This window comes from Amycolatopsis aidingensis (genome assembly GCF_018885265.1).
GTDB lineage: Bacteria > Actinomycetota > Actinomycetes > Mycobacteriales > Pseudonocardiaceae > Amycolatopsis > Amycolatopsis aidingensis.
The window spans coordinates 2,264,921-2,278,125 of the sequence record NZ_CP076538.1 but is presented as its reverse complement, the minus strand read 5'-3'; the positions used below and the strand labels follow the sequence as shown (position 1 = coordinate 2,278,125).

Sequence of the window (13,205 nt, the reverse complement as noted above, 5' to 3'; positions counted from 1 at the left end):
CCCTCACGGGGTCCAGACCATCGTCCGCTGGTGCAGCCGCCCACCCTGGTGCCGGAGCCCGGGCACCAGCGGGTCCTGGCCGTACGTGTGGAACCCCATACGTTCGAAGAACCGCACCGCCCGGGTGTTCTCCCGCAGGGTCTGCAGGTGGCAGCCGGGCGATCCGTTCTCCCTGAGCCGGTCGAACCACCGGTGCATCAGCCCGGCCGCGGCGCCGGTGCCCCGCGCCATCGGCTCCACGTTGATGTGCAGGTGCGCGGGCCACCGCTGGTCCGTCAACTCCCCAGCAGTGGGCTCGCGCCGCAGCCTGGCCCAGGCCATGTCGGTGAGCGCACGCGCGAAGAACGCCATCGTCGCGGGCCGCAACATCAGCCGGTACCGCTTGATCGCCTGCTCCATCCGGGCGCTTTCGCTGGGAAAGCCGGAACTGTCCAGGCAACCCACCAGGTACCCGGCCAGCGCACCGTCGACCACGGCGAGCAACACCGACTCCGGTTCCCGGTCCAGGTACGGGTCGAGATAGATGGCCGCCTCGGACTCCACATGCCCCCACAGCGAGGCGGTGGGCGCCCCCTCCCCAGCGCGGCCGAACAGCGCGCGCAACTCGGCTCGGTCGGCCTCGGTGTATGCCCGGATCTCCACACCAGGTGCGTACCCGGTTCGCCGGGGGTCGTCCAGGTCGACACGCGGGTCCGGGGATGATGGCCGGCATCAGCCAGGCACCGGACGGGAGCAAGGAATGTCGCGCTACCACGAGCTCAAGCACCGGGTGGTCACCTCGTTCCAGCGCCGGGTCGCCAACCCGATCAGCCGCGCACTGCCGGGCCAGACCCTGCTGGAGACAACCGGACGGAAGTCGGGGCAACCCCGGCGGACACCGATCGGCGGGCGGCGGACCGGACGGGAGTTCTGGTTCGTGTCCGAGCACGGCGAGAAGTCGCAGTACGTTCGCAACATCCAGGCCGATCCGCGGGTCCGGCTCCGGCTGAACGGGAAATGGCACTCCGGCACCGCGCACCTGGTGCCCGAGGACGACGCAAGGGCGCGGCTCAAAGCCCTGCCCCGGATGAACAGCGCCGCGGTCCGGGCGGTCGGTACCGACCTGCTGACCCTGCGCGTGGACCTCGCCGACTGAGCGAAGAAACCATGACGCAGGCTGACAGGGTTGCGCCCTAGCGTCGGTGGCATGACCACGTGGAACGAATTCGTCGCCGGCAGCCCGCGGATCGCCGAGATCTTCACCCGCCGCCATACCGCCACCGGCAACCTGTGCATGCTGGCCACCATCCGTTCGGACGGCTTTCCGCGGATCAGCCCGCTCGAGCCGCGGATCTTCGAGGACGAGCTGTGGCTCGTCGGCATGCCGGGCACGACGAAATTCCGGGACCTCGCGCGGGACCCCCGGTTCTGCCTGCACACCGCGACCGAGGACACCGAGGTCAAGGAGGGGGACGCCAAGCTGTGGGGCCGGGTCCGCAACGTCCGGGACGAGGCCCTGCACCAGCGGTTCCTCACGGCACTGTTCGAGGAGACCGGTTTCGACCTGCGCGGGCAGAAGTTCGACCCCTTCTACGCGGCCGAGTTGACCGGCGCCTCCGCGGTGGAGATCAGGGACGGCGGGATGGAGGTCACGATCTGGAAGCCGGGCGAGCGGGAAACTGTGGTGCGCAAGGAAGGGCCCTGATGCCAGAATGCGCACCAGCCGGGGTCCATGATCGAGGAGACGATCCGATGCTGACCGGAAAGCTGGTGCGCCTGCGCGCGATCGAACCGTCCGACGCGGAGGCGTTGTGGCGCTGGAACGCCGATCCGGACGTCTCCCGGTGGATGATCAACGACTACCCGCTGTCCGTGGCGCAGTACCGCAGGAAATGTGAGGAGCGGCCGCAGAACAGCTACGGGCGGCTGGTCCTGTGCATCGAGACCCTCGCACAGGACAGGGCGATCGGGGTGGTCGGCCTCTCCGGAGCCGAGCCGGAGTCCGCGCGCGCCGAGCTCGACATCTATATCGGGGAGCCGGAGTACCGCGGCGGCGGTTACGGCGCCGACGCGACCAGGGTGATCTGCCGCTACGGGTTCGAGGAGATGCGGCTGCACGGGATCAGCCTGTGGGTGGTGCCGGAGAATGCCAGTGCCCACCGCCTGTACCGCAAGCTCGGGTTCGTCGAGGAGGGGCGCAAGCGCGAGGCGCTACGCCGCGGTGGCAGGTGGTACGACCTGATCCTGATGAGCCTGCTCGAAGGTGAACTGGTGGAGTGACCCGGCAGGTCGCTCACTCCTGGCGCGGCGGTGCCCAGGCACTCACCCCCAGCTCGCCGGTGTTGCCGAGGTCCACGGGTGCGTCCAGCGGCACCTCCTGCCATGCCTCCCCTTCCATGGGCGCGACCTCGAGATACTTCCCCTCGGTCGCGGGCACGGTGGCGTCGGTGACCGTGTTGCGCCAGACCAGGCCTGCCACCGCCGTACCGCCCGGCTCCAGGGTCAGCGTGCTGGGCCCGGCGTCGAAGTCCTCCATGGTGGCAATCGAGCCCGAACCATGCCGGACCCGCACCTCGATCGGGTCCCGCTCGGCGTCCCGCAGCCGGATCGAGGGGTAGCCCCGCACGGTACGCGGGCGGGTGTCCTCGTTGGTCAGTTCGATGGTCAGCACCCGCAACCCCATGGCCGCGTCCCCGGTACCCAGGGTGACCACCAGGTCCGGCCGCGGGGCCGCCGAGGTCGGCGGTGTGCTCGGCGCCGGGCTCGGCTCCGGCGGCGGGGCTCCGGTGCACCCCCCGAGCACGGCCGCCAGCACGGCCAGCGTCCCGAGGCGGCGAAGGATGCCGTTTCCGGCTTTCGTGGACTCCGCATGCACGTGAAGAATTTTCGCACCCCGGCCGGTGGCGACGACGGCGGCCCGGTCCCGGAACTTTTTTCGCCCGCGGTGTCGATCCGGGAGCCGAGCATTCGTGTAGGGAGTGAGCGGCGCAGCGCCGCCTGGCCTACCGTCAGCCTGTCCAAGGGAGGAGCCGACCATGCAGCACTACCTGCTCAGCATCTACCAGCCCGACGGCGACCCGCCCGCACCCGAGGTGCTGGAACCGATCATGCGCGACGTGGAGGCGGTGAACGAGGAGCTCAGGGCGGCCGGTGCCTGGGTGTTCGCCGCCGGGCTGCACCCGCCGGGCACCGCCACGGTGCTGCGGGCGGACGGCGGCAAGGGCGAGGTGCTCACTACCGACGGCCCCTACCTCGAGGGCAAGGAGCACATCGGAGGCTTCACCGTCATCCAGGCGCCCGACCTGGACGCCGCGCTGGAATGGGGCCGCAAGCTCGCCGCGGCGATCACCCTGCCGATCGAGGTCCGGCCGATGCAGGGCGGAAGCTGCGGGTGAGCCCGGTATGCCGGAGGTGAGCACCGCGGAGATCGCCAGGGTGTTCCGCGCCGAGCACGGCCGCGCCGTGGCCTCCCTGGTCCGCGTCTTCGGCGATATCGACCTCGCCGAGGACGCGGTCCAGGACGCGTTCGCGGCCGCGGTGCGCCGGTGGCCCGCCGAGGGACTACCGCCGAGCCCGGCCGGATGGATCATCACCACCGCCCGCAACCGGGCCATCGACCGGCTGCGCCGGGAGGCTTCCAGGGAGAACCGGCAGGCCGCGGCCGCCCGGCTGCACGCCCGTACCGAGGACATACCGGCCGAGGAGGGTCCCGTGCGCGACGACCGGCTGCGCCTCATCTTCACCTGCTGCCATCCCGCGCTGGCCACCCCCGCCAAGGTGGCGCTCACCCTGCGGCTGCTCGGCGGGCTCAGCACCGCGGAGATCGCCCGCGCCTTCCTGGTGCCCGAGCCGACCATGGCCCAGCGCCTGGTGCGGGCCAAGGGCAAGATCCGCGACGCCCGGATCCCGTACCGGGTGCCGACCGAGGCCGACCTGCCGGACCGGCTGCGCGCCGTGCTGGCCGTGATCTACCTCATCTTCAACGAGGGATACGCGGCCAGTTCGGGCGAGGACCTGGTCCGAGCCGACCTCTGCGCCGAGGCCGTCCGCCTCGGCAGGCTGCTGGCCGAGCTCATGCCGGACGAGCCGGAGGTCACCGGGCTGCTGGCCCTGATGCTGCTGACCGAGTCCCGCAGGCAGGCCCGTACCGACCCCACCGGGGCCCTGGTGCGGCTGCCCGACCAGGACCGCGACCGCTGGGACCGCGGGCTCATCGCCGAAGGCCAGGCACTGGTACGCGCCTGCCTGCGGCGCAACCAGCCGGGTCCGTACCAGATCCAGGCGGCGATCAACGCCGTGCACAGCGACGCGCCCACCGCCGCTGATACCGACTGGTGGCAGATCCGGCAGCTGTACGACCAGCTCCATGCGCTCACCCCGAGCCCGGTGGTGGCGCTGCACCGCGCCGTCGCGATCGCCGAGCTCGACGGACCGGCCACGGCACTCGCCCTGGTCGACGAGCTCGAGCTGGGCACCTACCACCTCTTCCATGCCGTCCGTGCCGACCTGCTGCGCAGGCTCGGCAGGCAGGCCGAGGCGGCGCGGGCGTACCAGGCGGCGCTGGAGCGCACCGATAACGCGGCCGAACGCGCGTTCCTCGAACGTGGCCGCCAGGCGCTCGGCCCGCCCGCGGAGCAGTCGTAGCCGGAAGGCGCCATGGTGCTCACAGCCGCCGCTTCACCGCCTCCAGCACCGTGATCAGCAGCGCCGCCACCGCGACCACGACCAGCGGCGCGACATACCCCATCGCCCCGGTCTGCTCGCCGAACAGCCAGCGGAACGGTCCACTGTGCTCCTTCGCGATCACCCATCCGCCGAACGGGATCACCCCCAGCGTGACCCCGGCCAGCCCGACCAGCCCCTCCAGGCCGTCGATCGCCTTCGTGTGTGCGGCCATTGCCGTGAACTCACCTTTCTGCCCATGCGCTCAACTGCTGCGCACCCGTACCGCCGCCACCAGTACGGCGGCGCCGAGAACCGCAAGGGAGAGGTTGGCGTAGATCTCGTACCCGGAGAGCAGGCCGATCCGCGGGATCACGAACCGGTTGAAGACGTTCAGCACCGCACCCAGCAACGGCTGTGCCGCCAGGTGGTCGATCGTCCCGCTGATCCCGGCGAGGACCAGGTACAGGCCGAGGAACTGAACTCCCTTGCGCATGCCTCGAAGCTAGGAGATTCCCGCAGGGCACGGGATCGGTCGACGGTATCGGCTGGCCCGACCCTGGTCGCCTTGGCACGGTCGCGGTCGCGACGAAAGTATCGGTCCGCGCGACCTCGGTACCGTCCCGGCCGCCGCCCGCGCCCGCGGCGGCCGGGCCCAGTAGCTTCGACGGCATGGACGGTGCCGGGCCCGCCAGCAGGCGCGGTGTCCGCGAGTGGCTCGTGGACACCGGCCTTTTCCTGGCCGCGGTGGCCTTCGGGCTGCTGACCTCGGCCCTGCGGATCGGGCTGGGGCCCCCGGTCCACCCGGCCTGGCTGTTCGATGTCGATCAGCTGCTCGGCGCGCTCGGCTGTGCCGCGCTGTGGTTGCGCCGCCGCTGGCCGGTGGGGCTCGCCGTGGTGCTGGTCGCGTTGTCCGGCTTCGCCGAGATGGTCGGCGGCGCGATGCTGGCCGCGCTGTTCACCGTCGCGGTACACCGCTCGCAGCGCACCACCATGATCCTCTTCGGCCTCGCCATCACCGCGGCCGTCCTGTTCGTACTGATCCGTCCCGATCCGGATGTGCCGGGCTTCGTCCTGGTGCTGTTCAGTCTCGCCATGCAGGGCGCCGTGGTCGGCTGGGGCAGGGTGATCCACCACCGGCGTCAGCTCGTGCTGTCCCTGCGCGACCGGGCGGCCCGCGCCGAGACCGAAGCCCACCTGCGCGCCGAACAGGCCCAGCACCGGGCGCGGGAGGACATCGCGCGGGAGATGCACGATGTCCTCGGTCACCGGTTGTCGCTGCTGAGCGTGCACGCGGGCGCGCTGGAGTACCGCCCGGACGCCCCGGCCGAGGATGTGGCCCGCGCGGCCGCGGTGATCCGGGACAGCGCGCACCAGGCGTTGCAGGACCTGCGCGAGGTGATTGGCGTGCTGCGGGCCCCGGTCGGTGAGCTGCCCCAGCCGACGCTGGCCGACCTGCCCCAGCTGGTGACGGAGTCCAGGCAGGCAGGGATGCCGGTGGAGCTGCGGCAGGAGGTGAGCTGCCCGGTTCCGGACAAGCTGGGCCGCACCGCCTACCGGATCGTGCAGGAGGGCCTGACCAACGCGCGTAAGCACGCATGGGGAACCGAGGTGACGGTGACGATCTCCGGCGCGCCGGAACAGGGCCTTGCCGTCGAGGTGCGCAACGGCCCGGCGCCGCCCGCGGGCGAGGCGGAAGCGGGGCAGGGCCTGCTCGGCCTCACCGAGCGTGTCGCGCTGGCCGGGGGACGGCTCGAACACGGCCGCACCGAGGCGGGAGGGTGGCGGCTGGCGGCCTGGCTACCCTGGCCGCCATGACCGAACCCGATGCCACGGCGATCGGCGTGCTCGTCGTCGACGATGATCCACTGGTGCGTGCCGGACTCGTGATGATGCTCGGCGGCGGCACGGACATCCGGGTGGTCGGCGAGGCCGGGGACGGCGCCGAGGTCCTCGACCTGGTGGACCGGCTGGGCCCGGATGTGGTGCTGATGGACATCCGCATGCCGACCACCGACGGCCTCTCTGCCACCGAGGCACTGCGCGCCCGCGAGCACGCCCCCGAGGTCATCGTGCTGACCACCTTCGACGCCGACGAGCACGTACTGCGGGCGCTGCGGGCCGGGGCCGCGGGGTTCCTGCTCAAGGACACCCCGCCTGCCGAGATCGTGGCCGCCGTCCGCCAGGTCGCCGAGGGCAGGCCGGTGCTGTCCCCCTCGGTCACCCGGCGGCTCATCGACCGGGTCGCCGACCCCGAACCGGACCGGCGCCGGGCGCGGGCGCTGGAACAGCTGGGCACGCTGAACGAGCGGGAACATGCCGTGGCCGTCGCGGTCGGCCACGGTAAGTCCAACGCCGAGATCGGTGCCACCCTCTACCTCAGCGTGCCCACGGTGAAGACGCACGTCTCCAACATCCTGACCAAGCTCGGGCTGAACAACCGGGTCCAGATCGCCCTGCTGGCACACGACGCAGATCTGCTCACACCAGCTCGAGACCACCGTCCACGGTGAGTACCTGCCCGGTCAGCCAGCTGGCGGCGGGATCGGCCAGCCGCAGGATCCAGGTGGCCACCTCCTCCGGACGCCCGCGGCGCCCGAGCGGGATCCGGGCAGCCTCCGCACGCTTGATCTCCTCGACCTCCGCTGGGACAGGCCCGCGGAGGCCAGTGCCTCGCTCTCGGTGGGCCCCGGGGCGACCGCGTTCACCCGTACCCCACGCTCGGCGAGCTCCAGTGCCCAGCTCCTGGTCAACTGTTCCAGCGCGGCCTTGGACGCGCCGTAGTGCGCCACCCCGGCCGCCGGGCGGTGCCCGAGGATGCTGGACACGTTCAGGATCGCGCCACCGGTTGCCTCGAGATGCGGCAGTGCGGCCCTGGCGAGCAGGCTCGGCGCCGTGACGTTGGTGGCCATCAGGTCGGCCACCCGCTCGGCGGTGACCTCCGCCAGTGGCATGGCCGCGAACACCCCGGCGTTGTTCACCAGCACGTCGAGCCTGTCCCACCGGGAGTGCGCCGCCTCGACCACCCCCGCCGCGGTGCCGTCGTCCCGGATGTCCGCGACGTGCGGGACCACCGCCGGGTACCGGTCGGCGAGCTCGGCAAGGGCCTCGGCCCTGCGTGCGACCCCGAGCACCCACGCTCCGGCCGTGGCGAAGGCCTCCGCCGCGGCCGCACCGATCCCGGAGCTGGCGCCGGTCACCACCACCACACGCCCGGTGAAGTCAATCGTCATCAGAACCCCCATTCAGCTTTGTTCGATGTTCGTAGAACGTCGAACGACGCTATCATGGTGGCCATGAGGGACGCGCAACATCCGGCGACCGCGGAGATCAGTCTCACCCGGGTACTGGCCGCGCTCAGCGACCCGATCCGGCTCGGGCTGGTTCGGCTGCTCGCCGACGGCGAGGAACGGGCGTGGAACGAGCTGCGGGTGCCGGTGGCCAAGTCCACCCTCAGCCATCACCTGAAGGTGCTGCGCGCCGCGGGGGTCACCCGCACCAGGCAGGACGGCACCCGCTGCTTCGTCCGGTTGCGGGGCGAGGACCTGCGAGCCAGGTTTCCCGGCCTGCTGGACGCGCTACTGGACACCGTGCGGACGGAGGAGATCGGCGCCGAGGTCGGTGGCCCGGACACTACCCCCGCGCGGTGATCTGCTGCACCGCCCAGGAGTTGCCGTCCGGGTCGGCGAAGAAGGCGAAGCCGACGTTGTTCAGGTCCTCCCCCTCGCGGACCGCCCGGAAACCGGAGCCTTCGGCCACCCGGACCTCGCTGACCTCCACCCCGCGCGCGGCCAGCTGGGCCCGTGCCGCGCGCACATCGGAGACCACCAGTTGCAGACCCTTGAGCGAACCCGGTTGCATGCCCTCGCCCACGCCCGTGCCCACCACGATCGAGCAGCCCGACCCCGGCGGGGTCAGCTGCACCACCCGCAGCTCCTCGTTGATCCGGGTGTCGTGGTCGAGGTGGAAGCCGAGCCGGTCGGCGTAGAACTCCCTGGCACGGTCCACATCGGACACGGGAATGATGACGACTTCCAGCGTCCAGTCCATCGTTGCGACCTCCCGCACACCGTGCCCCCGGATCCCACCTCGACCCAGCGTAGCGGGGCAACGAACGCGAGAGCCGCGAATGCCGTATCGGTTATATTACTCATATGGCAACAGCGTTCGCGGCACTGGCCGAACCACGTCGGCGCGAGATTCTCGACCTGCTGCGTACCGGGGAGCGGCTGGTCGGCGACCTGGTGGAGCGGCTGGAGGTCACCCAGCCCGCGGTGTCCAAGCATCTCAAGGTGCTACGGGAGGCCGGGCTGGTCGAGGTGCGCCAGGACGCGCAGCGCCGCTGGTACCGGCTGCGCCCGGAGCCGCTGGCCGAGGTCGACGACTGGATCGCGCCGTACCGCGCGCTGTGGCACGACCGGCTGGACGCACTGGAGCGGCACCTGGACGCCATGCCGGACGAATAGTCATTGACAAAGACTGTCTTTACGTAAAAACTCTCCTTTGTGAAGGAGTTGCTGTACCTGGACCGGTTCGAACAGGCCGAGGCACTGTTCAAACCGCAACGCGTGGAGGTGCTGCGGCGGCTCGCCGAGCCGCGCTCGTGCACCGAGGTCGGAGTCGAACTCGACCAAACCCCGCAGCGGGTCTATTACCACGTCAAACGCCTGCTGGACGCCGGCCTGGTGGACCGGGTCAGCGAGCGGCGGGTGCGCGGCATCAACGAGGGCATCTACCAGGCCAGCGCCCGCTCCTACTGGCTGTCCCCCCGGCTGGTCGGCACGATCGGCGACCGCAGCGCCCGCGACCAGCTGAGCCTGGGCTACCTGTTGAACCTGGTCGAGGAGGTCCAGGTGGACCTCGCCGCATTGGAGGCAGGCACCGGCGAACTTCCCACGCTCGGCGTTTCCGGCGAGATCCGGTTACCGAGGGAGCGACGCCAGGCCTTCCTCGACGAACTCAGGGACACCTTGCAGAACCTGCTGACCCGCTACGGCGGCGCGGAGGGTGACGCCTTCCGCCTCGCGGTCGCCTGCTACCCCCGTGGAGACACCGATGAGTGACGTTCTCGACCTGACCGCCCGGCTCGACGCCCCACCGGCCACGGTGTACCGGGCACTGACCGAACCGGAGGCGCTGCGCACCTGGTTCGCCGAGCATGCGGAAGCCACTCCCGACCGGTTCGCGTTCTGGGGCCGGTACACCCCGCAAGGCGAACCCGGCCGGCAACGCCTGCTGGTCGCCGAGACGGACCGGCTGCTCCGGTTCGCCTGGGTGCTCGACGGCACCGAGACGACCGTCGAGCTCAGGCTCGCCGAAGCCGAATCCGGCGGTACCACGCTGACCCTCGCCCAGACCGGCGTCCCCACCATGGCCGAGCTGATGGAACCGGCAGGCCGCAGGGACGGCCTGCACACGCTGCACACGTTCTGGCCGCTGGCGATCGCGCGCCTCGCCGAGTACGTGGAGGGCAGGGAGCTCACCCCGGCCTGCGACTTCAGCCCGTCCCGCCCGGCGGAGATCCGGATCGAGGTCACCGTGGACGGCGCCCCGGAAGAGGTGTTCGAGTCCCTGGTCGATCCGAAGCGGATCGCCCGCTGGTTCGGCTGGGAGGCCGAGGTCGAGCCCCGGCTCGGTGGCCGGATGGCGCTCGGGGCCGACGGCCGGATCTTCGAGTTCGAGCCGGGCCGCACGCTGGCCTACTCCGACGAGGAAGGCGCGATCGTCCGCTGGGAGCTGGCCGGTTCCGCCGGCCGGACCCGGCTCACCTTCGTGCAGAGCGGGTTCCCGGCCGGGGAACCGGACAACGCGGCACAGCACGAGGCCGGTTGGCTGGGCGGTCTCGCCGAGCTCAAGCGCCTGCACACCCTCGGCGAGTCCTGGCGACCCCTCACCACCGAGCCCGAGGACTGACGACCGGGGGTCAGGGTTCGGTGGGGGCTGGGGGTTTCACCCCGGTGATCATGACGTTGTAGAACAGCTCCCGCGGTAGCACCCTGGCCAGCAGCTTCCGGTCCACGGCGGACAGCCGGAGCCAGGCGCGGTAGGCGAACAGCCGCCAGCGCAGGGTCAGCTTCTCCTGCGGCACGGCGGCCTCGACGGTGCGGATCGGCCAGCCCAGCAGGGCCGCGGTGAACTCCTCGGTGACCGCCTCGACGTCCACCGCACCCGCGCCCAGTGCCGTGCGCTCCAGCTCGGAGGGGTCGAAGGTGTGCAGGTCGACCACGGCCTCCAGGGCCGCGGCGCGGGAGGACTCGTCCAGTTCCTCCTGCGGCCTGCGCCAGGAACGCAGTGCGGGCAGCCGGGTCAGGTTGGTGGTCAGCCACCAGGTGAACTGCCCCAGCTTGCGGGCATAGAAGTCGCCGATCCTGGTCGGCTCGCCTGCGAAGACGAACCGACCGCCCGGCTTGAGCACCCGCAGCACCTCGCGGAACGCGGCCCGCACATCGGGGATGTGGTGCAGCACGGCATGCCCGATCACCAGGTCGAAGCTGTCGTCCGGGTACGGGATGCGCTCGGCGTCGGCCACGCGGCCGTCCACGTCGAGGCCGAGGTTCGCCGCGTTGCGCAACGCCGCCTGCACCATCCCCGGCGAGAGGTCGGTGACCGAACCACGCTTGATCACCCCGCCCTGCATCAGGTTCAGCAGGAAGAACCCGGTACCGCTGCCCAGTTCCATCGCGGTGGGGTACGGCCAGTCCGCGTCCCCGGCCACCGTGCGGAACACGTCGGTGGCATAGGAGATGCAGCGCTCGTCGTAGGAGATCGACCACTTCTCGTCGTAGGTGCCCGCCTCCCAGTCGTGGTACAGCACGTTGGCCAGCTTCGGGTCCGCGTAGGCGGCCTGGACCTGCTCGGCGGTGGCGTGCGGGTTGGGTGCGGGGTCGGTCGCGTCCGTCACGGGCGGCTCACTTGCCTTCGAAGGTGGCCTTGCCGGGGCCGTTCTCGATGAACGACTGCATCCCGGTGGACTGGTCCTCGGTCGCCCACAGCGAGACGAACAGGTTCGTCTCCAGCTTGAGCCCATTGCGCAGGTCCAGGTCCAGGCCGCCGTCGATCGCGGCCTTCGCCGCCTTGAGCGCGACCGCGGGCCCCTCGGCGAACTGCGCGGCCCAGGCATGCGCCGTGGCGTACACATCGTCCGGGGCCACGACCTGGTCCACCAGCCCCAGCGCGAGCGCCTCCTCGGCCTTCACGAACCGGCCGGTGTAGACCAGGTCCTTGGCCTTGCTCGGGCCGATCAGGCGGGCCAGCCGCTGGGTGCCGCCCGCACCGGGGATGATGCCGAGCTGGATCTCCGGCTGCCCCACCTTGACGTTGTCGCCTGCCACCCTGCGGTCGGCGGTCAGCGCCAGCTCGAGGCCGCCACCGAGGGCGTACCCGGTGATCGCCGCCACGGTCGGCTTGGGGATCTCGGCCAGCGCGGTGAGCGAACCGGACAGCGCGGCCCCGAACTTCGACATCTCCACATAGGACTTCGCGGCCATCTCCTTGATGTCCGCGCCGCCCGCGAAGGTCTTCTCCCCGCCGTAGAGGATGACCGAACGCACGTCGTCCCGGTCGGTCGCCTGCCTGGCGGCCTCGGCCAGTTCGGCCTGCACCTGGTTGTTCAGCGCGTTGACCGGCGGCCGCTCCAGCCGGATCGTGCCGACCCCGGCCTCGACCTCGAGACGTACGAACTCGCCCACGCCCATCCTCCTCGTGTTGCCGACACCTGCGGGCTCCCCGCAGGCTACCCGTCAGTAGAACACGTTACCGGCGCCGGGCGAAGAAGCGCGCACCGGAACGCTCCAGAATCAGGTCCTGACCGAAGGTGGCGGAAAGGTTCTCCCCGGTCAATACGTCCTCGAGCAGGCCGCCCGCCACCATCCGCCCCTCGGCCAGCAGCAACGCGTGTGTGAAGCCAGGCGGAATCTCCTCGACGTGGTGGGTGACCAGGACCATAGCCGGGGCGTCCGGATCCATGGCCAGCGTGGAGAGCCTTGCCACCAGGTCCTCCCTGCCACCGAGGTCGAGTCCGGCCGCGGGCTCGTCCAGCAGCAACATCTCCGGATCGGTCATCAGCGAGCGGGCGATCAGTGTGCGCTTGCGCTCCCCCTCGGACAGGGTGCCGAAGGTGCGTTCGGCCAGGTGCTTGATCCCCAGTGCCGCGAGCAGTTCGTCCGCCCGCTCGGTGTCCAGCGAGTCGTAGTCCTCCCGCCAGCGGCCGAGCACGGCGTAACCCGCGCTCACCACCACGTCCCGTACGGCCTCATCCGGCGGCACCCGGCCCGCCAGCGCTGCGGAGGTGAAGCCGATCCGCGGCCGGAGCTCGAACACGTCCACCCTGCCCAGCCGCTCGCCGAGCAGGTGCACCGTGCCGGTGGTGGGGTGCAGCTCGGCCGCGGCCATCCGCAGCAGGGTGGTCTTGCCCGCACCGTTCGGGCCGAGCACCACCCACCGCTCGTCCAGCTCCACGGACCAGTCGACGTCGGCCAGCAGCTTGTTACCCCCGCGCCGGACCCCGACACCGGACATATGCACCACGAGGTCGTCCAGTTCCGCCTGCTCGATCTGCTGCGTCG

Annotated in this window: 20 protein-coding genes and 1 pseudogene; 11 read left to right on the top strand and 10 right to left on the bottom strand. The window is 71.1% G+C overall.

The window, feature by feature from the left end; all coding sequences use genetic code 11:
* Nucleotides 1-3: 3 nt before the first annotated feature.
* Nucleotides 4-642, bottom strand: coding sequence for a GNAT family N-acetyltransferase (locus tag KOI47_RS10810; protein ID WP_216215841.1), 639 nt, complete (start codon nt 640-642; stop codon nt 4-6).
* 97 nt (nt 643-739) lie between these two features.
* Between KOI47_RS10810 and KOI47_RS10805 the strand changes: the two genes are divergently transcribed.
* The 3 genes from KOI47_RS10805 to KOI47_RS10795 are packed head-to-tail and all read left to right on the top strand — an operon-like array spanning nt 740 to nt 2,259.
* Complete coding sequence (locus KOI47_RS10805) at nt 740-1,135, top strand: nitroreductase family deazaflavin-dependent oxidoreductase (RefSeq protein ID WP_216215840.1); 396 nt, start codon at nt 740-742, stop codon at nt 1,133-1,135.
* Nucleotides 1,136-1,186: 51 nt separating this feature from the next.
* Nucleotides 1,187-1,684 (top strand): pyridoxamine 5'-phosphate oxidase family protein, encoded by a 498-nt coding sequence (locus KOI47_RS10800; RefSeq protein WP_216215839.1) that lies wholly within the window; start codon nt 1,187-1,189, stop codon nt 1,682-1,684.
* A gap of 47 nt (nt 1,685-1,731) precedes the next feature.
* On the top strand, nt 1,732-2,259 hold the full coding sequence (locus tag KOI47_RS10795) for a GNAT family N-acetyltransferase (RefSeq protein WP_216215838.1): 528 nt from the start codon (nt 1,732-1,734) through the stop codon (nt 2,257-2,259).
* A gap of 13 nt (nt 2,260-2,272) precedes the next feature.
* On the opposite strand, the gene KOI47_RS10790 is transcribed toward KOI47_RS10795, so the two are convergent.
* On the bottom strand, nt 2,273-2,854 hold the full coding sequence (locus KOI47_RS10790; protein ID WP_232376677.1) for a DUF4232 domain-containing protein: 582 nt from the start codon (nt 2,852-2,854) through the stop codon (nt 2,273-2,275).
* 160 nt (nt 2,855-3,014) lie between these two features.
* Here KOI47_RS10790 and KOI47_RS10785 point away from each other — a divergent pair, with 160 nt between their 5' ends.
* Nucleotides 3,015-3,374: a YciI family protein gene (locus KOI47_RS10785; RefSeq protein WP_216215836.1), complete on the top strand. Its 360-nt coding sequence runs from the start codon at nt 3,015-3,017 to the stop codon at nt 3,372-3,374.
* A 7-nt stretch (nt 3,375-3,381) separates the two neighbouring features.
* Nucleotides 3,382-4,623, top strand: coding sequence for an RNA polymerase sigma factor (locus tag KOI47_RS10780; protein WP_216215835.1), 1,242 nt, complete (start codon nt 3,382-3,384; stop codon nt 4,621-4,623).
* 19 nt (nt 4,624-4,642) lie between these two features.
* Here KOI47_RS10780 and KOI47_RS10775 read toward each other — a convergent pair whose 3' ends face one another.
* Both KOI47_RS10775 and KOI47_RS10770 read right to left on the bottom strand, forming a co-directional pair.
* On the bottom strand, nt 4,643-4,876 hold the full coding sequence (locus KOI47_RS10775) for a hypothetical protein (protein ID WP_216215834.1): 234 nt from the start codon (nt 4,874-4,876) through the stop codon (nt 4,643-4,645).
* Between the two features lie 30 nt (nt 4,877-4,906).
* Entirely contained in the window at nt 4,907-5,137 is a 231-nt protein-coding gene (locus tag KOI47_RS10770; RefSeq protein WP_216215833.1) for a hypothetical protein, read from the bottom strand.
* Nucleotides 5,138-5,313: 176 nt separating this feature from the next.
* On the opposite strand from KOI47_RS10770, the gene KOI47_RS10765 reads away from it, so the two are divergent.
* Both KOI47_RS10765 and KOI47_RS10760 read left to right on the top strand, forming a co-directional pair.
* Entirely contained in the window at nt 5,314-6,459 is a 1,146-nt protein-coding gene (locus tag KOI47_RS10765; RefSeq protein WP_232376676.1) for a sensor histidine kinase, read from the top strand.
* A complete protein-coding gene (locus tag KOI47_RS10760) occupies nt 6,456-7,154 on the top strand; it encodes a response regulator (RefSeq protein WP_216215832.1) in 699 nt (232 codons plus the stop codon). Before KOI47_RS10765 ends, KOI47_RS10760 begins: the two co-directional genes overlap by 4 nt.
* On the opposite strand, the gene KOI47_RS36135 is transcribed toward KOI47_RS10760, so the two are convergent.
* Together KOI47_RS36135 and KOI47_RS10755 are read right to left on the bottom strand one after the other, a co-directional pair.
* On the bottom strand, nt 7,123-7,248 hold the full coding sequence (locus KOI47_RS36135) for an SDR family oxidoreductase (RefSeq protein WP_269756716.1): 126 nt from the start codon (nt 7,246-7,248) through the stop codon (nt 7,123-7,125). The two genes, KOI47_RS10760 and KOI47_RS36135, sit on opposite strands and share 32 nt — an antisense overlap.
* A 101-nt stretch (nt 7,249-7,349) precedes the next feature.
* A pseudogene (locus KOI47_RS10755) lies at nt 7,350-7,874 on the bottom strand (SDR family NAD(P)-dependent oxidoreductase); the annotation flags it as partial.
* 63 nt (nt 7,875-7,937) lie between these two features.
* Between KOI47_RS10755 and KOI47_RS10750 the strand changes: the two are divergent.
* The gene (locus tag KOI47_RS10750) at nt 7,938-8,291 is read left to right on the top strand and encodes an ArsR/SmtB family transcription factor (RefSeq protein WP_216215831.1); all 354 of its coding nucleotides are present in this window, start codon (nt 7,938-7,940) and stop codon (nt 8,289-8,291) included.
* On the opposite strand, the gene KOI47_RS10745 is transcribed toward KOI47_RS10750, so the two are convergent.
* On the bottom strand, nt 8,275-8,691 hold the full coding sequence (locus KOI47_RS10745) for a VOC family protein (RefSeq protein ID WP_216215830.1): 417 nt from the start codon (nt 8,689-8,691) through the stop codon (nt 8,275-8,277). The genes KOI47_RS10750 and KOI47_RS10745 overlap by 17 nt on opposite strands.
* A 104-nt stretch (nt 8,692-8,795) precedes the next feature.
* Between KOI47_RS10745 and KOI47_RS10740 the strand changes: the two genes are divergently transcribed.
* The 3 genes from KOI47_RS10740 to KOI47_RS10730 are packed head-to-tail and all read left to right on the top strand — an operon-like array spanning nt 8,796 to nt 10,554.
* Nucleotides 8,796-9,107, top strand: coding sequence for an ArsR/SmtB family transcription factor (locus tag KOI47_RS10740; protein ID WP_216215829.1), 312 nt, complete (start codon nt 8,796-8,798; stop codon nt 9,105-9,107).
* Nucleotides 9,108-9,146: 39 nt separating this feature from the next.
* Nucleotides 9,147-9,704: a winged helix-turn-helix domain-containing protein gene (locus KOI47_RS10735; RefSeq protein ID WP_216215828.1), complete on the top strand. Its 558-nt coding sequence runs from the start codon at nt 9,147-9,149 to the stop codon at nt 9,702-9,704.
* Nucleotides 9,697-10,554 (top strand): SRPBCC family protein, encoded by an 858-nt coding sequence (locus tag KOI47_RS10730; RefSeq protein ID WP_216215827.1) that lies wholly within the window; start codon nt 9,697-9,699, stop codon nt 10,552-10,554. The genes KOI47_RS10735 and KOI47_RS10730 overlap by 8 nt, the downstream gene beginning before the upstream one ends.
* Before the next feature lie 10 nt (nt 10,555-10,564).
* Here the strand turns inward: KOI47_RS10730 and KOI47_RS10725 are convergent, their stop codons facing one another.
* The 3 genes from KOI47_RS10725 to KOI47_RS10715 all read right to left on the bottom strand — a co-directional run bounded on the left by KOI47_RS10725 (nt 10,565) and on the right by KOI47_RS10715 (nt 13,158).
* Nucleotides 10,565-11,542: a class I SAM-dependent methyltransferase gene (locus tag KOI47_RS10725; protein ID WP_216215826.1), complete on the bottom strand. Its 978-nt coding sequence runs from the start codon at nt 11,540-11,542 to the stop codon at nt 10,565-10,567.
* A 7-nt stretch (nt 11,543-11,549) separates the two neighbouring features.
* Entirely contained in the window at nt 11,550-12,329 is a 780-nt protein-coding gene (locus KOI47_RS10720) for an enoyl-CoA hydratase/isomerase family protein (RefSeq protein WP_216215825.1), read from the bottom strand.
* Nucleotides 12,330-12,393: 64 nt separating this feature from the next.
* Nucleotides 12,394-13,158, bottom strand: a complete 765-nt coding sequence (locus KOI47_RS10715) for an ABC transporter ATP-binding protein (protein ID WP_408629929.1) — start codon at nt 13,156-13,158, stop codon at nt 12,394-12,396.
* Nucleotides 13,159-13,205: the final 47 nt, after the last annotated feature.